At 46.9% G+C, this 19,287-nt stretch carries 20 protein-coding genes and 1 pseudogene; 4 read left to right on the top strand and 17 right to left on the bottom strand.

From position 1 onward, the window contains the following. Positions 1–9: 9 nt before the first annotated feature. The 7 genes from G451_RS29465 to G451_RS0113710 all read right to left on the bottom strand — a co-directional run bounded on the left by G451_RS29465 (position 10) and on the right by G451_RS0113710 (position 7,057). Positions 10–810: a GGDEF domain-containing protein gene (locus tag G451_RS29465; RefSeq protein ID WP_051261499.1), complete on the bottom strand. Its 801-nt coding sequence runs from the start codon at positions 808–810 to the stop codon at positions 10–12. Next, positions 810–1,199 (bottom strand): DUF1987 domain-containing protein, encoded by a 390-nt coding sequence (locus G451_RS0113735; protein WP_027184707.1) that lies wholly within the window; start codon positions 1,197–1,199, stop codon positions 810–812. Before G451_RS0113735 ends, G451_RS29465 begins: the two co-directional genes overlap by 1 nt. Positions 1,200–1,203: 4 nt before the next feature. Further along, entirely contained in the window at positions 1,204–1,800 is a 597-nt protein-coding gene (locus G451_RS0113730; RefSeq protein WP_051261498.1) for a SiaB family protein kinase, read from the bottom strand. An 18-nt stretch (positions 1,801–1,818) separates the two neighbouring features. Beyond that, a complete protein-coding gene (gene feoB, locus G451_RS29460; protein WP_051261505.1) occupies positions 1,819–4,344 on the bottom strand; it encodes a ferrous iron transport protein B in 2,526 nt (841 codons plus the stop codon). A 68-nt stretch (positions 4,345–4,412) separates the two neighbouring features. Then, positions 4,413–5,627, bottom strand: a complete 1,215-nt coding sequence (locus G451_RS0113720) for a SpoIIE family protein phosphatase (RefSeq protein ID WP_027184705.1) — start codon at positions 5,625–5,627, stop codon at positions 4,413–4,415. Positions 5,628–5,871: 244 nt separating this feature from the next. Continuing rightward, entirely contained in the window at positions 5,872–6,696 is an 825-nt protein-coding gene (locus G451_RS0113715) for a DUF4198 domain-containing protein (protein WP_027184704.1), read from the bottom strand. Between the two features lie 52 nt (positions 6,697–6,748). Beyond that, the gene (locus G451_RS0113710) at positions 6,749–7,057 is read right to left on the bottom strand and encodes a hypothetical protein (RefSeq protein ID WP_027184703.1); all 309 of its coding nucleotides are present in this window, start codon (positions 7,055–7,057) and stop codon (positions 6,749–6,751) included. Positions 7,058–7,418: 361 nt separating this feature from the next. Between G451_RS0113710 and G451_RS35340 the strand changes: the two are divergent. Next, a pseudogene (locus tag G451_RS35340) lies at positions 7,419–7,511 on the top strand (transposase); the annotation flags it as partial. A gap of 52 nt (positions 7,512–7,563) precedes the next feature. Here the strand turns inward: G451_RS35340 and G451_RS29455 are convergent. The 4 genes from G451_RS29455 to G451_RS0113690 are packed head-to-tail and all read right to left on the bottom strand — an operon-like array spanning position 7,564 to position 13,003. Continuing rightward, complete coding sequence (locus tag G451_RS29455) at positions 7,564–8,958, bottom strand: ABC transporter substrate-binding protein (protein WP_051261497.1); 1,395 nt, start codon at positions 8,956–8,958, stop codon at positions 7,564–7,566. Between the two features lie 3 nt (positions 8,959–8,961). Next, positions 8,962–9,252 (bottom strand): hypothetical protein, encoded by a 291-nt coding sequence (locus G451_RS0113700; RefSeq protein ID WP_027184702.1) that lies wholly within the window; start codon positions 9,250–9,252, stop codon positions 8,962–8,964. Between the two features lie 47 nt (positions 9,253–9,299). After that, positions 9,300–10,688: a tRNA uridine-5-carboxymethylaminomethyl(34) synthesis GTPase MnmE gene (gene mnmE / locus G451_RS0113695; RefSeq protein WP_027184701.1), complete on the bottom strand. Its 1,389-nt coding sequence runs from the start codon at positions 10,686–10,688 to the stop codon at positions 9,300–9,302. Positions 10,689–10,726: 38 nt separating this feature from the next. Further along, positions 10,727–13,003: a CHASE2 domain-containing protein gene (locus tag G451_RS0113690; RefSeq protein ID WP_051261496.1), complete on the bottom strand. Its 2,277-nt coding sequence runs from the start codon at positions 13,001–13,003 to the stop codon at positions 10,727–10,729. Between the two features lie 65 nt (positions 13,004–13,068). On the opposite strand from G451_RS0113690, the gene G451_RS32835 reads away from it, so the two are divergent. Next, positions 13,069–14,034 (top strand): VgrG-related protein, encoded by a 966-nt coding sequence (locus G451_RS32835; RefSeq protein WP_051261495.1) that lies wholly within the window; start codon positions 13,069–13,071, stop codon positions 14,032–14,034. A gap of 40 nt (positions 14,035–14,074) precedes the next feature. Here the strand turns inward: G451_RS32835 and G451_RS0113680 are convergent, their stop codons facing one another. Continuing rightward, positions 14,075–14,848, bottom strand: a complete 774-nt coding sequence (locus G451_RS0113680; protein ID WP_027184699.1) for an ABC transporter ATP-binding protein — start codon at positions 14,846–14,848, stop codon at positions 14,075–14,077. Between the two features lie 330 nt (positions 14,849–15,178). Between G451_RS0113680 and G451_RS0113670 the strand changes: the two genes are divergently transcribed. Beyond that, entirely contained in the window at positions 15,179–15,805 is a 627-nt protein-coding gene (locus tag G451_RS0113670) for a winged helix-turn-helix domain-containing protein (RefSeq protein ID WP_027184697.1), read from the top strand. A gap of 87 nt (positions 15,806–15,892) precedes the next feature. On the opposite strand, the gene G451_RS0113665 is transcribed toward G451_RS0113670, so the two are convergent. Beyond that, positions 15,893–16,855: a DUF368 domain-containing protein gene (locus G451_RS0113665; protein WP_027184696.1), complete on the bottom strand. Its 963-nt coding sequence runs from the start codon at positions 16,853–16,855 to the stop codon at positions 15,893–15,895. Positions 16,856–17,137: 282 nt separating this feature from the next. Here G451_RS0113665 and G451_RS0113660 point away from each other — a divergent pair, with 282 nt between their 5' ends. Then, a complete protein-coding gene (locus G451_RS0113660) occupies positions 17,138–17,371 on the top strand; it encodes a rubredoxin (protein ID WP_027184695.1) in 234 nt (77 codons plus the stop codon). Positions 17,372–17,496: 125 nt separating this feature from the next. On the opposite strand, the gene G451_RS0113655 is transcribed toward G451_RS0113660, so the two are convergent. From G451_RS0113655 to G451_RS0113640, 4 genes are all read right to left on the bottom strand, one after another. Continuing rightward, positions 17,497–17,697, bottom strand: a complete 201-nt coding sequence (locus G451_RS0113655) for a hypothetical protein (RefSeq protein WP_027184694.1) — start codon at positions 17,695–17,697, stop codon at positions 17,497–17,499. Between the two features lie 145 nt (positions 17,698–17,842). Continuing rightward, positions 17,843–18,205, bottom strand: a complete 363-nt coding sequence (locus tag G451_RS0113650) for an Hsp20/alpha crystallin family protein (protein WP_027184693.1) — start codon at positions 18,203–18,205, stop codon at positions 17,843–17,845. A gap of 19 nt (positions 18,206–18,224) precedes the next feature. Next, positions 18,225–18,638: an Hsp20/alpha crystallin family protein gene (locus tag G451_RS0113645; RefSeq protein ID WP_027184692.1), complete on the bottom strand. Its 414-nt coding sequence runs from the start codon at positions 18,636–18,638 to the stop codon at positions 18,225–18,227. A 95-nt stretch (positions 18,639–18,733) separates the two neighbouring features. Then, entirely contained in the window at positions 18,734–19,255 is a 522-nt protein-coding gene (locus tag G451_RS0113640; RefSeq protein WP_084448575.1) for a phosphatidylglycerophosphatase A family protein, read from the bottom strand. Positions 19,256–19,287: the final 32 nt, after the last annotated feature.

Below are 19,287 nucleotides of genomic sequence, written 5' to 3'. Positions count from 1 at the left end.
ACACACGGATCATATAGCATGAGAGGCCTCCGGTCCTTTGTGATATCGAGAGAAGTAAACGTTCATCATATCACAAGAAGGATGAATAATGACACAATTTCTTCCTTTAGACTTGGCTGCATAAAGGGCCTCATCTGCAGACTTCAATAGTTGGTCGACAGTCAGTGCGTGCTGCCCAAAACATGAAATTCCAATACTTGCAGTGCAATATATTTTTTTTTCGTTCGCTACAAAATGATCATTCTCAATGGAACGCCGCATCCGTTCTGCGACGTAAAGAGCTCGTTCTGGAGTCGTCATGGGGACTAACGCAACAAATTCCTCTCCACCAAATCGCGCAAAAACATCTTCGGCACGCAAGGCGTTGTTCCCAGTACATGCGACATGCTTGAGCGCGAGATCGCCAATGTCATGACCGTAAACATCATTGATTCGTTTAAAATGATCAATATCGAGAAGAAAAAGTGAGAGAGGTTTATTATGTCGCTTGGCGATTGAGAGAGCTTGATTGGCCAAATCCATGAACGCTCGACGATTGATGAGTCCTGTCAGCATATCCGTAGCCGCCAAATGTATCAATTCTTCCTGCTTGCGCTCCAAGGTTTCATTGAGGTCGGAAAGTTTTTGCTGCATGCGATCCCCCATTTTGATGAGCCGCATGCTTTGCCGAAAAAGTTTTTCATATTCTTCGAGCAAACTCGCAAAATCTTCTTGCTTCACACCGCCGGCCTGTCTGGCTTGCTCCAGACAGGCCCTGGCACGAGCAATAACTCGTTCTTCCTCGTGAAAGCCAAGAGAAAAAGCGCTCATTACCCTTTATCCCCATAGGATTGAAGTTCAAAGCGCAAGAATTGTGTTTCTTCCTTGAATTCCTCTCCGCACTCCTCAGCTATCTCGTTTTCTTCATGATAACGCCACACCACGTGTACATCTTTTCCATCGGCAGCTGCGTCCTCAAGCATATCAAATAAATTCATGAGGATTTTTGAGCTGGAGCTATTGAAGTACACAATATCCATGGTCAACTGCAGCGGAGCGCTCTCGGTCGCAAGGTATGAAGAGATCCACTGCAAAACAGGTTCATAGAATTTAACGGCATGCTCGGGATAAGATTCTCCACGTAATGATAACCGACCATCGGCCGCAATAAACACAACTTCAGGACTGGATTTGGTTGGCTGTATGACAAGATCCTGCATGAAACTACCTCACAGCCTTAACGGAAAAAAAAGATAATTCTTCAGAAACATTGGCAATACAATAGTCCAAAGGGCAACTAGCTTTTCGAGCCATCTCAAGAAATCCTAAGCCAGCTCCTTTACTATCTTCTGTAGTAGGATCTTGACGTCGCATTTCTTTGTACAATGCCTTCAGTTCATCCTTGTTCATAGAACGCATGGCATTGATCTTTTCTGCTAATACTTGACCTTTGCTCTTTTCAATATAGTTGCCGCATATAACAAAAAAACGACGCATTGCTTCTCGTTCTCTTCCTACGACAACGACACCGTGACGCATTTCATCAAAATACTGATCTGTTGTTTGGGGTGTTGTCTCAGCTGAATAGTGCAGTATATTCTGCATTTGCTCAATAAAAATAGCAAAGAGACCATGTACTTCAGATGTTCCAGCTTCCTCAACAGCCATACGTTGACGAAGAATGTCACCAATACCTTCAACTAAGCCCTGGTTTGTCGGCCCGCTATAACAGAAGAGGATGCCTTCTTCCTGGAGTGACTCATAAAATTCGTGCAATCCTTGGAGCACAGCTGGATATGTTGTAATACAATTTTGAGTCATCTATTACTCCTTCATTGCTCAAGATTGAGTGATCAACGTCGAAGAATCATTATTTTGACGTGGACCTTGTGAATTAGTGCCCGATATATTTTTCAAGAGCTGCGGGAAAAATCCAATGAATAGTGCTAAAGACAGCGCGACTCCATAGAAAATTTGCATCATTGTAAAACCTGAAACATGAAAGAAATTACCAAGACTAAAAACAGCTGACGCAACAGAAAGCCCTACTGCGCAAGGAAAAGCAATAGCAAAGAGCATCCATTTATATGAACCAGTTTGCACTTTAACCATAATAGTAGCGGCAAAACATGGAGGATAAAGAGCAAAGAAAAGAATCAGTGCTAAAGCATGAAGCGGTGTCATTCCTGAAGCTTCACTTTGCGTTCCCATTCGTTCTTCCAATGTTGCCCCTTCATTGGCTCCCTGCTCAAAAAGCACACCGAGAGTGGCAACACTCGACTCACGAGCTGCAAACGAACTAATGAGTGCAATGTTAATTTTCCAATCGAAACCCGCAAATTTTGTTATTGGCTCCAAAGCTCGCCCAACTTTTCCAAAAAATGAATTCTGAATTCGCTCGTCTTTTATCTGGCGTTGAACTTCTTTGCGCTTTACAAGCAACAACGATGCTGCTTTTCCAACAATCCGACTTTCCTTATCTTTCTTGCCCGGTTTTAAAAAACTGAAGAAAACTGGATTCTCTTCTTCAAAACGCTGCATAACACCTTGAATATCACCACCGGAGTTAAGTCGAGCTGCATTAAATCGACTAGCATAATCCATCATGGACAGCACTTGATGTGTATTATCCAGGGACGACGCATATTGTGTATTTTTGATTGTGCTTTGAAATACAGCCAATGCTCCATGCATCTTTTTTTCATATTTTTGCATGACGTCATCGGAAAGGTTCGGAAATTGGAGAAGAGCAAAAACACAAACACTCACTGCAAGTACAATAGTACCTACCTTTTGCAGATATTCCCAAGTCCTTTGGAATGTCCTTGTGGTAACACCACGTAGTGTTGGTAAGTGGTACGTGGGCATCTCCATAACAAATGGAGCTTGTTCTTTACTTTTCAAAACTGTATTGGTCAAAACCCAGGCAATTATGAGAGCCATAATAATAGTTATAGTGGAGATAAAAAAAAGAGCATAGCTCTTTTGACCAGCAAAGAAGATATTGACCAACAAAGTATAGAGTGGAACTTTGGCGAGACAATTCATATACGGAACGGTAAGAATGGTCGCCATACGGGCGCGATCGTCAGGAATACCTTTTGTTGCCATAATACCGGGAACTGCGCACCCTCCCGCAAAAACACCACCAAGAATATAAGGTAATGTACTTTGCCCATGTAACCCGAAGCGTTGAAAGATTCGGTCGAGAACGAATGCAATGCGCGCCATATAGCCGGAATCTTCTAAGAGAGCGATGAGCGCAAAAAGAATAAAAAAGATCGGCACATAATTGAGCAATGTATTGGCGCTGTCTACGCACCATAGAACAAGAGAACGAAGGATTCCGTCTTCCACCAATCCTGGTATAGGGAGAATATCCGCAACAAGGCTGCGAAACGTTGCAAGATACGGCCATGTGTATTTGGTAAGCTCATATCCCTGAACAATGGAAATCTGATAAATACAATATACCGTCAGCACGAGAAAAACCGGGGCCAAAATACGATTTAATACGACCCGATCGATCCGTTCGGACAGGCTTGCTTTCCCTGTGGAGGGTTGCTGTATGCTTGCGCGTGCAATTTCTTGAGCTTTGGCATGCCGGTAGGTTAAAATATGATCCGACGTCGTAAGTGCATGATATTTTTCAAACTCTGTAGCATGAGCCTGAACCATATCCAAAATTGCTTCTCCATCCGGATGCTCCGTGCGAATCATTTCAACAACACGTTGATCACCTTCCAAGAGCTTGATGGCTACCCAACGTATTGGATAGCTTGCCTCCAAGCGAGAAGCTTCCCGTATTGTGGCCTCAATACTTTCAATATATTTCTCCAGATCTCCATACAGTAACGGAGAACGCGAACGGCTTTGTGGCGTTGTGCTACAATGTCGGATTGCTTCAACGAGCTCTGTACGTCCCTTATTTTTTCGACCAACCAGTGGAATAACCGGAACTTCCAAAGTGCGCGACAACTTCTCGACATCAATATGCATGCCATGTGCTGTGGCAACATCCATCATATTCAAACCCAAGACCATGGGCTGACCCAGCTCAAGAGCTTGTATTGTAAACATAAGACTTCGTGAAAGATTCGAAGCATCTAAGACATTGACAATGCAGTCGGGTTTATCTTGTAATAAAAAGTCTCTTGCAACACGTTCTTCGAGTGAAAACGATGTTAAACTATACGTACCGGGTAAATCGACAACTTCGACACGTATTTCACCATCTTTATACCGACCTGATTTTTTTTCAACGGTGACGCCTGGATAGTTGGCGACATACTGTGTCGCTCCTGTCAACATGTTGAATATAGTCGACTTCCCGGCATTTTGCTGTCCTGCGAGTGCAATAAGCATGTATGCTTTCGTAGGAGCAGCGTTTTGTTCTTCCAATGCATTCGTGGGGTGTACTACAGAGTCAGTCTTCATACAGGCTTCCTTTCTGGGCTTATCGTCGGCGAAAATCCCATAACAGTGACATCGTCTCTCCGAACATGATTGCCTCGGAATGCTTCAAACAGTGTCCATAAATTGGCAAGCTGATCATCGAACGATAATTGACTATTTTCTCTCAAACACTGAAGAAAACGCTTCTTTCCAAAAGGAAGTCCTTTGTCTCCTCCAATTTGATCAAAAAGACCATCGGTAGACATATATAGCCCTATAGCGTCTCCAATAGAGACTTCATGCTCAGTATAGTCATATTCTATGGGAACTTCGCGATATCCAATGCCAACCTTGCGGGGTTTGATATGTCTCGTCTCATCTTTAGAGACAAGGTACATGCTAATACCGGCTCCAGCGTATCGGAGATTGCTGTCACCATCACAGAACCAGCATAACCCCATTTCCAAACCATCGTTTGATCGTTTTCCTCGAGAAACGGACTCATCATGTTGCCCGAGGAATACCTTCACTCTTCTATTCAGTTCCCCAAGCACTTGGCCTGGTTTCCCTTCCAAAGATTCAATATCCATGTTCTCTAGCATGCTGTGGACAATAAGCGTGATGAACGCTCCGGGTACTCCATGTCCAGTACAATCAAAAACACCTACAAAAACACCATGTTCCGTCCTACACAACCAATACGAATCACCGCCAACAACATCTCGTGGCTGCCAAAGAATTGCACCGGCCTGGACATAGTCAGGCAATTGCTCTGTCTGAACTTGCATTTGGTGTTGAATGGCGCTGGCATATTCGATGCTATCAAGAATCTGTTGTTGAGCTTCTTCAATTTCAGTCAGCATCCCTGCAATACGCTCTTCACGATCGACCAACGCTCGCCCCATCCAATACATATTCCGCTTCAATCGAATGAAATCATTTTCAGAACCTTTCTCAGGTGGAAGATGAATACTATTGACTCCACGTCCTTCTTGAAGGCTACGACAAAATGTATTGCATTGATTGATATTATGAAGTGCAACAACTTTTTCGAATCCGTTACTAAATGGGATAAAAAGAAGTATCCATAGAGAAAGATACATCACAATACCAGAACTCACCGCATGCGTCGGTACTTCTTCAAGAAAAATGAGAATAATAGTTGGCGGGATAAATATTCCCATAAGAAATACTGTGCGCATTTGAAGACGTATACCGAGATCAGCAAGTGAATTGAGAACCTTTTGCCACATGAGCTTATACCTCCAGGACTGAAACATGCTCCGGGTAAGTGGCGTTGAAACTGAAGAAGAACATAATAGAGACATCATAATGCCGATGACTTGTATTACGTGTTGATCTTTCAGGTTGATTTCTGCTTTACCAGGCTTGATTGCTGCCAATTGCTTTCAACGAGCACTCTGCTCTGCAAAAGTTTTTCTCCGAAGGGTGCAACGAATCAAGAAAATGCACGCTTCGGAGAAAAAGTTCAGCAGCTTATTTCATGTCTACAGCTTTGACCCACAACACGGCGTCCTGAGATAAATCTTTTCCTTTGAATTCTTTTTTTGGACCAGAGCCAAGCGCGCATATTCCCCACCAACCTGCTTTGGGTAAACCGATCGTGAATTCTCCCTGAGCATTCGTCATAATTCCCATGGTCACCATAGAATCGTGAGGAGCCTCGACAACCGCTTCTTTCTTAAATGCATTCGCTTTTATGTCAGGCATGTGGTTCATATATTCGACCTCGAGTTCTCCATCTTTTATAGGAGCGCCGTCACTCAAAACCTGCCCACGAAAAACGCCACCCGTCCAATTGGCATACGGCTTATCAAAAGGAACAATTTCCGTAGGCAACCCTACAGGAGCAGCCCAATTGCCCGGAAGCCCGCCTACGTTCAAAACGACTTTGGTTATTTGCTGAATGTAGCTGTCTTCTTCTTTCTCAAAATATGGAGAGGGAACGAGAACAAAGACGTAATCCCCCATAGAGCGAACAATCTTTTTCGGCAGGACGGCTTCATACGCTTTTCCGCTGTTTGTCAGACTCTTCCAATTGATTTCTTTAAGATAGGGTTTCAGGTCAGTCTTCTTGGGTTTCCCTTCTGTTCCCCGTTGCTGAAGAACGTAAAACTCCTCCACTGGCCCCATATCCATCGTATGACCAGCTTCAAAGGGATGTGTAAACACAAGCTTCAACGTAATTTCCCCACCTTCATTCAATGCAATCTCAGGTGTATACAACATCTGAAAATGCGCATGCGCCGTGAAGGGAATGACCATAATAACGAAGGCAGTGAGCAGAATTCGGAAGAGCATACAGGCTCCTTTTTACTTGAAATTGGTTCCCATTATCAACAACATACTCAAACTATTTAATATCAGATCCATGAATTTCGATAAGGTGTCCTTCCCCTGCGTTAAACATCACCGTGTAGTCACCTTGAGGCTTATCAAAGGTAAACTCACTGATTTCGCTCATCTTTCCTTCGTTTAGCACCGTTCCTGAAGCATTTTTGACAGTCATCATAACGCCAGAAGCTGACGACCCGTCAGAAAATCCCCCTTCGCACAGGATGGTCCCATCTCCATTATCAAAACAAGAGCATAACGGGGTGTGAGCAAAAGCCAGAGAAGCAGTCAGCATCATTATGGAGATAAACAGACTAAATATACGCACAAGCCCTCCTTTCGTGGTACCGTGACGGTTAGAAAATAGTACGGTCGATACATCAGCCGCGGTTGAAATGGAGTGCTATTGAAAATGATAACCATTGTCAATAGTGAATTACAGGCTCATGAAGTACGGAAGAAAAATATAACGAGAGGGTCAGCCGGTTCCAAAGAAGTAATAGGAAATAACTAGTTAATAATTCAGCTATTCTTTAGGATAATGTGGCTATTCCTTCAGGTCCGAAGAGTGGTTATTTTTTGAACAATCCTCCAGGTGGATACCTGCTGTGCCCAAACTGTATGAAAGCATGAGCTTCTTTGATTTTCAAAAAAGACACTGATGACGCTATCTGTGAACAAAGTTATACTCATTTCGTTGGCCTCATGGGTTTGAATGCCCGAAATGCGAGCTTATGAAGGCTCACCTCAAATCAGATGAAAAAAAACCCCCTTCGAAATGAAGAGGGTTTAGAGGTAGCTAAAATGCCGTCTAAGAAAGAATCACTGTGCGGCTTAGGATGAGGGCTTATTAATGATAAGTTGTTTTCCAATATCAGGCATAAATTGATAACGAGCGAACTTTTCCCAAAAGTAACTCCCGTTTTCCTTGCCGAGTCTCCAAAAATCAAAATCCCAGTCAGACTTTCGGTCTCCTCTGGCATTCAAGGCCATCCATCCCGTCACTCCGTAGACCTGACGTGAAGTCGGGAACAACGCCTTTTTCAAGGTCTTGACATTCCCCGTACCACCTGCACGCACAGCGGAGAGGAACGCAACCCACAAGCCATCGTAGGACACAATGCTTTCGGCCGCCGGCAAAATACCGGTTTCGTTCTTGATGCGGCTCTCCATGGCTGGATACCAGTCGCCCTCGGCTTCACCATATTTCGGGCTGACGAAATTCACTTTGATGGCATAGTCGCGTGCGCTGGGATTGCGCGCCAAGACTTCGTTGAATGCGGTACGATCGCAACCGTACCAATTGTAGCCATTAAGCTCCGGACGCTTGGCTGCTTCATTGAAAATCGCGGCAATATCATTCGAGCCTGCGTAGTAAATAGCAATTTTGCTTTTGTCACGAACCGGTGACTTGGCAATTTCTTGAACAAGGAGATCCACATACGAACCGAATTCCGACCGCGTTGGATAGTAGCGTACTCCAGGAACCACTCTGCCATGACGTTCACGAAACCGGGCTTTGACATGCACAACAAGCTCATCGCCATACATATCGCCTTCCCATATCGGAACAACGACGGTTTTTCCCTGCTCCAGCATCAAGTTGGCCAACGCCTCGGCCTGATAGGTATCCATTGGGCTCAGCCGAAAAATATTGTCGCCGCGCTGAGAAAGGTACGGTCCTGTGCTCGAAGGGCTTAAAACAATAATGTTATTTCTATCGGCATACGGTTTCACGGCATCCACAGCCTTATCCGTACATGGACCGATGACAATATGGGCACCTGCAGAAGCAAGACGTTTGATGCCATCCAATGCGGTCTGAGGATCAGAACGTGTATCTTCAACAAGAAGTCGTAAGGTAACTTTGGAGCCGGCATCGGTCAAAAATTTCTTAATATCTTCAATCGCAATCATCAGAGCGGATTTCGCCGTTTTGCCGAGATCCGACTTGTCTCCGGTCAACGGCAGCAAAGCGCCGAACAACATTTCTCCACGCATTTTGGCAAGCTTTGCCTGGGCTTGCGCCAACGCTGAGTCCATCGTGGATGCATGTTGCTTGGCGGGATCAGGTTTCGCCAGGTTTTCGTTCTCTGGTTCATCGTACAGCGCTTGTGCATTGTCTGTTTGGGCCTGTATAGAACCTGCGAGAGGAACACAAACGCATAATGTCGTCATAGCAAGGACGACAGCAATGTACCTCCAACGGCCAATTACTTCCTGAAACATTCCCTATTGTCCTTTGTTTTCCTTAAAACGCTCCAACATTTCCATCATGAACGCATACATATCAAACGGACAGACCTTTTCATCGACCTCGGCGCTGTACGGGTCGTCGGCTTCGCTCGCAACAGTCAAGGCTTCATAGGCTCTCGACAACGCATCAGGAGTATTCCCACCAAAAATCGTCTCCACAAGCTGAGCCAACTCCTCCGGGGCGTCATCCAAAAGTATAACACATATTCCGCTGTCTGTTGCCTCAAAATCGAAAAAATCGAGGTACTGGCCGGCCAATTGGCGCATGGTCGTCTCCAGGTCTCTCGGCCGCCGTTGAAGCAGCCAATTTGCTATTATTTTCCTATGCAAAAACGTTCGAACACCGCATTGATCACATCTTCGGACGCCATTTCACCAGTTATCTCCGACAGCCTTGATTGTGCGGTTTCCAAACGAACACCGAGCAGATCGTACGGGGTCTGCGCGGCTATATCTTTCCTTAAACCGGCTAACTCTTCAAGAGCACGCATCAAAGCATTTTTTTCACGTGTATTCGGCGTTGGTGCGTCGCGGCCCGGTCGCGGAACATGCCCGACTAATCGAGTTCGCATTGTGTCAAGAAAATCAGGCAGTCCTTCTCCTGTTTTGGCCGATACGCATACCCACTGCACACCGCGAGACAATACGAATCGCTGAAAGCGGTCAATCTCTTCAGCAATGTCGGATTTGTTCAGGACAACGAGTGCCGTATCCGCCGCAACACGGCCCATCACATCATCCAGCACCAATTCGACCTCGTCGAGTGTCGAAGCCGACGCATCAATAACAACAAGCACAAGGTCTGCCTGTTTGAGCAAGTCAAGACTTCGATCCAGCCCAAGTCGTTCAACCACGTCATCGGTTTCACGCAGGCCAGCCGTATCGACAAGATTCACCGGCAACCCGCCCAAATCGATACGTTCTTCCAGAAAGTCGCGCGTCGTACCGGGAATATCGGTGACAATAGCCCGTGAACGACCAAGAATGGCGTTGAGTAAACTCGACTTGCCAGCATTAACCCGTCCGGTCAAAACAGCCAGCACGCCTTCCCGCCATGGCGCACTTCGTTGATAATTCTCAATCAAATCTTCAATTTCAGCCATCACTTGCGCTATCGACTCGTCGAATTCTTCCAACGGCAAGCATTCCACATCTTCTTCGGGAAAATCCACGGCGAGACATACCGCCATCCGCAAATGCTCCAATCGTGATCGGAGACTGGCAACAACCTCGCCCATTCTCCCCTGCAGACCGGCCAAAGCGGTTTGTATACCGGTCGTACTCTCGGCATCAATCAGCTCAATCACGGCCTCGGCCTGCGACAGGTCCATTTTACCATTCATGAATGCTCGTTTGGTAAATTCTCCGGCCGTGGCAGGTCGCGCCCCGGCGGACAAGACCGCATCTAAAAGCGTTCTCACCACTAACGGGCTTCCATGACAACTGATTTCAACCACATCTTCTCCGGTATATGACCCCGGTCCGGGCATGAATGCCGCCATGACCTCGTCAATGCATGCTCCCGAAAGATCATAGACGTGACCATGGTGCAGTCGATACGGCTTCAACGTAGTAAAATCAGGGCGAGAAGAACGAAAAAGACGCTCCACAAAGGAACGAGCTTCAGGGCCACTTAAACGGACAATGCCAACGCCGCCCCGTCCGGGGGCAGTTGCTATCGCGGCGATGGTATCATTTTGCATATAAAAATCCAGATGATGGCGTTGTCTGCGGCAAACGGCTATTTTGTGACATGAGAGTAGACGCCATCCCAGTTTGTCGGACGATTATCACAATAAAAAGTTGTCCTGTTGAGAAACACCTCGTACAGTTTCGCCTCGAACTCTTCAAACAGTTTTTTGAAGCTGCGTAACGCAGATTCGAAGTCTCCCTGCCTGTAATCTTCCCAGGCTGCATTCCAGCGCACGAGTTCATCATGTCGTAACCGGGCTTCTTCCGTGTTCATCACGGTATAAATATCCACCGCCTCTTCCTTCCCCTTCACTCGAACCCGATCAATATGCAGAAAAACAATGTTCTCATCGTCAAGAATCATGCTCTCGGAAACAAGAATTTTCAGTCCATAATATTTTGTCAATCCTTCCAGTCGAGAACACAGGTTTACGTTATCTCCAATAAGTGTGTAATCAAATAAGTCGGCCGATCCAAAGTTGCCGACGCGAGCCATTCCGCGATGCAGGCCGATACCGATATCAATGGTCACCCCATCAAAACGTTCTACAAACCCTTTATTGAGTTCCTCCAGTTGGGACACCATGGCCATAGCCGCTGTCACGGCGCGGCGTGGATGATCAGGAATATCTAAAGGAGCATTCCAAAACGCCATAATGGCATCACCGATAAACTTATCGATTGTTCCGGAACTCGATGTAATAATGCGGGTCATGGGGGTAAAATACGCTTGAAGCAAGTCCACCACGCGTGTCGGGGTAAGGCGTTCGGAAATGGACGTGAACCCGCGAACATCGGAAAATAGAATACTGATCTCTTTTTCCTCACCAGACAGGGTCAACTTCTCCGGCGAAGCCATAATTTCTTCGATAACAGCTGGAGAAAGATATTGCGAAAAGGCAGAATGAATATACCGTTTTTGTTGTTCTTCACGCCAGAATTTCATGAAGGTCAACGCCATGAAATTGCCGGCGAGAACGATATACGGGTACAAGGGCGAAAGAAAAAACTGTTCCTTATTGAAAATCCACGTGGCGCCGAACCACATGCCTACGGATAACGCGAGAAACGGGAGAATTAAAACGACCGCGCGCGTCCAGGTAATGAGCACAGCTGAGAACAAGCCCACGCACACAATCGTGACAACTTCCAGCCCCGGTGCCCAATCAGGACGCCGAATAAAATCTCCCGCCAAAATCATATCCGTGACTGTGGCATGAATTTCAACGCCAGGCATACGGGAATCCACCGGGGTGGCTCGAAGGTCTCTGAGCCCTGCAGCCGATGTCCCTACATAAACAATATGTCCACGAAGTTTTTCGGGATCATAGCTACGATCAAGAATGTCGGCGGCACTAATGGTCGTGAACGTCCTGGAGGGACCACGAAAAAGCAACAGCATATTTCCGCGACCGTCCATCGGAATCTCGCGACGGCTCAACGATGGACTGGACAACGAAAGCGTTTCGGCTCCTCCGGCTGTCAATTTGAGTACGGCATTTTTCACACCGCATGCCGACATGACTGTCGACAGGGCCAATGAAGGATACACCTTCCCTTCATACAGCAAAAGCAACGGTGCACGCCGCAAAATATTATCGGCATCGGCCATGGAATTAAAAAAGCCGGCGGAATGGACGGCATTGAGCAAAACGGGCAAAGGACACACCGCCCCGTGCGCCGCTCGCAAGGAATAAGCCAGAGGCACGGCATCAGGTGACATCATGGTCGCCATTTTCAAGACAGGCAACGAACAATCTGTGGATTGAATTTGATTCCCCAAAGAAAAATCATGATCAAACATGAAGTAATAGCCCAGATTAAACCGGCCATCACGCAGTGTATTGGCGAGTACAAGATCATTATCTTCCAAAGCTGCAGGCAAACCTTGAAACTCAATGGAAACATCAAGATCCTTGCGAAGTTGTCGGCGCAACTCGGCCGGCGATGTGCGGTCAGTTTCGGCAAAGAGAATATCTACGCCAACCTCCGCTGCACCGGCTTGTTCCAGAGCACTCAACAGCAATGCTATTCGATAGCGTGGCCACGGCCATTGGCCATAGAGCGCCAAACTTTTTTCATCGATATCCACAATGACGGGAATTGCCGTACTATGATCGGGTTTCCCTTGGCCATGCATAATATCGTATATCTTCAAGTCAACGAACGAGAGCCAGCTCGGATGCATGACATAAAGCCCGACCACACTGATCGTAATCAAAAAACCTGCAAGAACAACAAGCACATGTCCTTTGAACAGTCCATGAACAAGGGATCGAAAACGCAACATGGCATCTTTTTTGGATATGGCCTGTATTGTCGACATGTATTTGACATCTCTCCAAGAGGATCGTCATTGCATAGATAGAAATGGAGGCAAGGACAGGCTACATGCAAAAACGTCCACTGACAAACAGGTCATATCGCATTCGAGTTGCTGAACCACTCGTACAGTTCGTCATGTTCGCCCTGATATGGTGGGGCATCAATATGCTGTCAGTTTCCGTGGTGTTCGCGCAAAAAATTATGGAGATTCGAGGAGGTCGGCCCGTCGTTGTTGTCCACCGCACTGCTCCAAAGCCCAACGCCTCCGTGCACCATGCTCCACAGGAGACCGCGAACCTCAAAAACAATGCCATAGGACAAATTTCCGCCCGATATGAATCCGGATCGGCTGGAAGTCAGGCAATCGGCTATGATCCGGCCGGTGGTACAAGTTACGGCCGATACCAAATTGCGTCCCGTCCCGGTTCCTTACGCCATTTTCTGCACTACGCCCAAACGCGTGCCCCGGATTGGGCCGAACAGTTGTCCACGGCCGGACCATTCAACACCGGAAGTCGCACGGGGCAGCTTCCGACGGTATGGCGTGCATTGGCCAAGCGTCATGGTGCTCGGTTCGACAATCTGCAGCACGACTTCATCATGGATAGCTATTACCTGCCGGCCCACAATGTGCTGTTGCAACGTACCGGATTCGACATTGAAGCCCAGTCTCCGGCCATCCGCGAAGCCTTTTTCAGCACAAGCGTGCAACACGGAGCAGCCGGTGCAAGCGATATTTTCGCATCGGCATTATCCCAAACACGCCGAACTCAAAGCACATATACCGACGCTGCCTTGTTGTCGTCCGTCTACAAAGAACGAAAAGAACGCATTACGCACGGAAGCTCGGCCACCCAATCCGCCGTTCTCACGCGTTTAGTTCATGAAGAAAACGATGTTCGTGCACTCACCACCGCCACACCTCGCTCTTCCGCTGCACAAAACGTTCAAAAGCAAACAAAGAGTCCAGCCCAAAGCACTCTGCGTCCCCATATTGAGACACGCATCCGCACTGTCAGCAAAAGGCCGTGAAGACGGAGAGTCTGTTGTGTCTCCGGTAGGTACAAAAAGATTATATTGTGGCAAGCTCAAGGTCGCTTTCTCGAAGCGGACCGTGACTGTTGATAAAGAGCTGGATCGTCGGGTTGGAATCATGAACAATGTCCGTTGATGAGCCAGTATAGACAATTCGCCCACCGTCCAGCATGACAATATCTTCGCACACGGAAAACACATCCGGAATATCGTGGCTCACGACAATAGCTGTAAACGAAAAACGACGTCGTGACTCAAGAATGAGACGATATACGGAGGCCTTGCGGATGGGATCCAGTCCGGTTGTCGGTTCATCAAACAAGACAATCTCCGGTTCTGTAATCAAAGCACGCGCCAAAGCGACACGTTTTTGCATACCTCCGGAAATTTGTGAGGGATATTTGGCGCCGACGGCCCCTAATTCCAACTCTTTCATCACTTGATCAACACGATGGGCAATTGATGTCGAGGACATTTTTGTACGCTCTCGAAGAGGCAAGGCAATATTCTCAAACACGGTCATGGAATCGAACAAGGCCATACCTTGAAACATAAAGCTGCATTTCTTTCGAAAAAGCGACAACTCCTGCCCTTTCATCGTTGCGATGTTCCGCCCTTTATACAAAATCTCACCGGCATCGGGACGCATAAGCTTCACGATGTGTTTGAGCAGAACACTTTTTCCTTCTCCGCTTTTTCCGATAAGCGCCGTAATGGTGCCTTCACATACAGAGAAGCTGACGTCACGCAGGACGGTCTGACCTTGAAAAGATTTCGTCAAACCACGAATTTCAAGAAGAGGAGTGCTCATGTCCGAAATGGTTCCTTGTCTCGTTTGGAGTACAGGCACGGCCCGATACCGTATATCCGGCCAATTATCATGGCAGACACAACTTGGAAACACAATGCTCTTTTGGCCTCACAAAACAGCTGCGCATACTACAAATTATATAATAACGTATCAAATGAACACGACTCGACAAATCGATTTTATAAAAAATATTTTTTTCAGCCTGTTACAAAGAACTTTACGGCACAACTCCATCTTGCCAGATTGTATTGAGGCACGTAGAGTTCTCAAGGCAATGTAGGTGTACCCATTTTCATCCGTCATCATTCAGAGGCAAGCGAACACACGAATATGACCGCCAACCTTCTCAATAACAAGACCTTCTATCGACCGAGCAAGGAAGCCAGGATTCTCAGTATTCTCGATTCACTGGCCGACGGAGAGAATTTAAGCCAACAGGAAATAGGAAAGAAGACAAGTCTCTCTTCAGCGATGATCAATCAATATCTCAAAGAATTGCAAACCAAAAATCTTATCCATTACGAACGAATCAACGGCAAGAGCTATCGTTATATTTTGACTCCGCAGGGAGAGAAAAAACGACGTCAAATGTTTTCGGTATATTCCTCTGAAACCGTACAAATGTATTCTGCTCTGAAAGAGATTGTCCTCAAAAAACTCTCGTCCCTTCGCGAACGAGACATTACGAAAGTCGTACTGTTCGGAGCATCGGAAACGTGCGAAATTGTTCTTTCAGCCATTAAAACGGCTCAAACGTTCGATATCGTCGCCCTGGCCGACAATACCCCTCAAAAACACGGTAAACTCCTCAATGGACACGTTATCTCGCCACCTGAAATTCTCGATAGCGTCACTTGCCAAGCGATTATTGTAACTTCGTTCGGATACACTGATGAAATAACACAACAACTTCAACCATTTGTCGAAAAAAACTCTGTCGAAATCGTCACGCTCTAGTGATTTTTTTATGCATACCTGAACAGTCGAGGTATGTTCCAATCGACTGCTCAGGCGCCAAAGGAGAAGGAACGCCCTTCTTTACATTCATATTGCATTGCCCGGTTTTGCCATACGACGCTCCAAAAAATACACGGCACAGAACCCAACCACAATCAGGCCCGCTGCCATCAGCGCATCTTCCATGCTCCCTGGCAAAATATTCTGTTCTCGCAAGACATAGACTTTGTTACGGATAACTGTGGTCTCCAAAACTTCTTTAAACGGCCAAATCTTACGTAATGATCCGATCATAAATCCGGTGAGAACGGCCAGTGTCGCGCTATGATGATGCTTGAGAAAATAGTTGAGCAAACGGGAAAATCCCATGATCCCCAGAACACACCCGGCCACGAACACGAGTATAATAAGTCCATTCTCGCCGTTGAAAGGATGTTTTAAAGCGCCGGTAATGAATTCGTATTTGCCGAGGAGAAGCAATATAAAGGCCCCGCTGATGCCAGGGAGAATCATGGCACAAATGGCTAAGGCCCCGCTGAAAAAAATGAAGCCGAGAGTTTCCGGCGTATAAACAGGTATCATCCCCACAATGATAAAGCCGGCCACGGCACCGATGAGCAATGCAAGAAGCCGGACAACATCCAACTTCCCGATTTTCCCACCGACAACGACAATAGACGCGCCGATCAGTCCGAAGAAAAAGGACCATACGGCTACTGGATATGCCTGCATAAGGTAGTGCATGACGCGCGACATCGCCACCACGGCAATTCCAATGCCGCAAAGCAATGAAACGAGAAATCGAAGGTGCACCTCGCTCAACGCGCTTGCGAATTGCAACGTGAGCACTCGTTTAAAGAACGTCAAATCAAACGATTTGATTGCGGCGATAAGATCTTCATAGATTCCAGTAATAAATGCTATGGTTCCACCAGATACACCGGGAATGATATCGGCAACGCCCATACACACGCCTTTGATGGCAAGGACAAGGGCGTCCCGTTTCGTTTGTGGACCGGGAGACGCAAAAAATGCCTGCTTCAGCTGCATAGTCACCTCATCAAAAGACCGTTAAATGGAATCGAACAGGGCCCAATCTTAACGAGGGCACGTCCTGTTTTTGTTCGGCCGGGACATTGTCAGCCTTGGAAAGGAAAGTAAAGCCAACACAAGGAAGAAATGGCGCTGCAAACAGGTTGAACCCACACGTATTTTTAACGTATAGTATTATTCAACCCCAAGAGTGACGATTGAAGGACGGGACGAACTTGTCCCCCGAATAACATTGTCTTCACAATGTTTGTACGACACATCAACCAAGGAGCAGCCAAGGTGGCCAGGCCTGAAGATATGTACCAATGCCAAACGGTGAATTGTGGATATATTTATGACCCTGACAAGGGGGACAGAAAGGGAAAAATCCCCAAAGGGACCGCATTTGCAGATTTGCCCGATACGTGGCGCTGCCCGATTTGCGGTGGCACCAAAAAATGTTTCAGACCGCTGGCCGGAGAGGGTTCGACAGTCAATACCAACTGCGAACTGCCGACCGCAGACGAATCATAACGCGTTTAACGCGATGCTCTGATCTTTTTCGGATCAGACGCTATTTTCGCACCGGCCCTGCTACGATATGATTCTCAGAATATCCGGCAGGGCCGAATGTGGAGACTCTTAGCAGCAAAGTTGAATCAACGCTGTTGCGCACCAGCGCATGCAAGTCGAAAGCAGCATTGAGCAGCACTCTCGCAGAGTTCAGGATCTTTGCGACCACAACAATCTTCATAGCCTTCGGCTCGTTGAATAGCCCGAATCGCCTCGACTTTCGTTGCGCCAAATGGGATCTTGACACTGAGCAATTTTGCTTTGGTTCGAACGTGTTGCATCTTCATGGGGAGCACCTCGAAAATTAGGTTCGTATTGTACGTCGTCTTAGACCAAACTGAATGACGATGCAAACCACTCCCCATCGTATGTCTGCATTAATGTCAAAAAAAAAAGCCCGGGCTCTCCGGGCTTTTTTGTATGCTTTTGCGGTTATCCCGCCTGTATTTCAATTTTTCTCGGTTTAGCTGCTTCGGCTTTGGGGAGATGGAGCTCAAGGACACCATTTTGGAGTTGCGCTTTGATACGTTCTTTATCCACGACTTGTGAAACGGTAAACGAACGCACGTATTCACCACTGCCAAATTCGACATGACCAAGTTTCTCCCCTTCAGGAGCGGGATATTCTGCTTTCCCTGTCACTTTGACCTCATCTCCATCAAGGTCAATAAGCAGATTCTCTCGAGTCACACCGGGTAAATCCATGTAAATATAAAATCCATCTTCCATTTCAACAATATCGGTCGCAGGACTGAAACGGCCGACCGCTTTATCATCTTTCTTCGTCTGACTCATGCTCGACCTCCAACTCCCATCAACTGGCGGATATTTGGATTTTCTTGGGGAAAGTTTCTTCTGCCTTGGGCAAAACGATCTCAAGCAAACCATCACGCAAGGACGCCTTGACCGCATTGCGATCTATTGGCGCTTTAATGTTGACGATACGTTGAAAAAAGCCGGTAGGACGTTCTTGACGAAAATACTTTCCTTTAGGGCTCTTGCGTTCCCCCTTGATGACGAGACTCCCTTCCGTCAGCGTCAAATCGATTTCGCTCATATCCATACCTGGAATCTCACAGCGGACAATGATGGAAGCCTGGTCTTCGCTAATGTTGAGCGGCGGGTACGACATGCCACGTTGCGATATGCTTAAGGGACTCCAAAAGGATTCAAACAGCCTGTCGAAAGGACTTGATGAGCCATACAACGGACTGAGGTCTATGACCATATGTGTTCCTCCTGAATGAATTTTAACGAAGCATAAATAACTCGGGAGGGAAAATTGTCAATACAACACGAGAAAAAATCATCCTCGCCTTGTTCTCACAATGTAAGTTGCCAACACCACAAACCAACCCCAGCATATACACCGGCAAGAGCATCATCAATCATGACACCGTATCCGCCGGGCAACCACGTTTCAGACATCCGGATCGGTGGTGGTTTCAGGATATCGAAAAACCGAAACAACACAAAACCAACAAAGACATCAGTCGTAGACGGCCACCCCACCGGAAGAAACGCAATCCATTGTCCAAGAACTTCATCCACAACAACTTCTCGCGGATCTTTTCGACCGAATTGTTTCTCAGCGCGCTCGGCACACCATGCGCCGAAAAAAAAGAGTGCAATCAATATTCCCAGCCGTAACCAGACGGAAAACGGAAAAAAGAGACCGTACCCGACAATCGCAGCGCTTAACGATCCCCATGTGCCTGGGGCAAAACGAATGCGCCCAACAGCCCCCAATGTTGCCACCCAAACAGGCCAGCGACACCACCGGCGCGTATCTTGGGTCGACTCTGTTTCATAAGGATCAGAATCGACAGAAAATGTGGGTTGCATGTGACCAGACTCCTTTTCTTGCTGAATACGTT

This window comes from Desulfovibrio inopinatus DSM 10711 (genome assembly GCF_000429305.1).
Lineage (GTDB): Bacteria > Desulfobacterota > Desulfovibrionia > Desulfovibrionales > Desulfovibrionaceae > Alteridesulfovibrio > Alteridesulfovibrio inopinatus.
This window is presented reverse-complemented; position numbering and strand designations above follow the sequence as displayed.

Excerpts from the sequence above, each read along its gene's own strand:
- G451_RS0113720 (WP_027184705.1), bottom strand. The coding sequence starts at position 5,627 with ATGTGGCAAAAGGTTCTCAATTCACTTGCTGATCTCGGTATACGTCTT.
- G451_RS0113690 (WP_051261496.1), bottom strand. The coding sequence starts at position 13,003 with ATGTCGACAATACAGGCCATATCCAAAAAAGATGCCATGTTGCGTTTT.
- G451_RS0113700 (WP_027184702.1), bottom strand. The coding sequence starts at position 9,252 with ATGCGCCAATTGGCCGGCCAGTACCTCGATTTTTTCGATTTTGAGGCA.
- G451_RS0113655 (WP_027184694.1), bottom strand. The coding sequence starts at position 17,697 with ATGAAGATGCAACACGTTCGAACCAAAGCAAAATTGCTCAGTGTCAAG.
- G451_RS0113670 (WP_027184697.1), top strand. The coding sequence starts at position 15,179 with ATGACCGCCAACCTTCTCAATAACAAGACCTTCTATCGACCGAGCAAG.
- G451_RS0113680 (WP_027184699.1), bottom strand. The coding sequence starts at position 14,848 with ATGAGCACTCCTCTTCTTGAAATTCGTGGTTTGACGAAATCTTTTCAA.
- G451_RS0113715 (WP_027184704.1), bottom strand. The coding sequence starts at position 6,696 with ATGCTCTTCCGAATTCTGCTCACTGCCTTCGTTATTATGGTCATTCCC.
- G451_RS32835 (WP_051261495.1), top strand. The coding sequence starts at position 13,069 with ATGCAAAAACGTCCACTGACAAACAGGTCATATCGCATTCGAGTTGCT.
- G451_RS0113730 (WP_051261498.1), bottom strand. The coding sequence starts at position 1,800 with ATGACTCAAAATTGTATTACAACATATCCAGCTGTGCTCCAAGGATTG.
- G451_RS29465 (WP_051261499.1), bottom strand. The coding sequence starts at position 810 with ATGAGCGCTTTTTCTCTTGGCTTTCACGAGGAAGAACGAGTTATTGCT.
- G451_RS0113665 (WP_027184696.1), bottom strand. The coding sequence starts at position 16,855 with ATGCAGCTGAAGCAGGCATTTTTTGCGTCTCCCGGTCCACAAACGAAA.
- G451_RS0113645 (WP_027184692.1), bottom strand. The coding sequence starts at position 18,638 with ATGGTCATAGACCTCAGTCCGTTGTATGGCTCATCAAGTCCTTTCGAC.
- mnmE (WP_027184701.1), bottom strand. The coding sequence starts at position 10,688 with ATGCAAAATGATACCATCGCCGCGATAGCAACTGCCCCCGGACGGGGC.
- feoB (WP_051261505.1), bottom strand. The coding sequence starts at position 4,344 with ATGCTTATTGCACTCGCAGGACAGCAAAATGCCGGGAAGTCGACTATA.
- G451_RS0113735 (WP_027184707.1), bottom strand. The coding sequence starts at position 1,199 with ATGCAGGATCTTGTCATACAGCCAACCAAATCCAGTCCTGAAGTTGTG.
- G451_RS0113650 (WP_027184693.1), bottom strand. The coding sequence starts at position 18,205 with ATGAGTCAGACGAAGAAAGATGATAAAGCGGTCGGCCGTTTCAGTCCT.
- G451_RS0113640 (WP_084448575.1), bottom strand. The coding sequence starts at position 19,255 with ATGCAACCCACATTTTCTGTCGATTCTGATCCTTATGAAACAGAGTCG.
- G451_RS29455 (WP_051261497.1), bottom strand. The coding sequence starts at position 8,958 with ATGTTTCAGGAAGTAATTGGCCGTTGGAGGTACATTGCTGTCGTCCTT.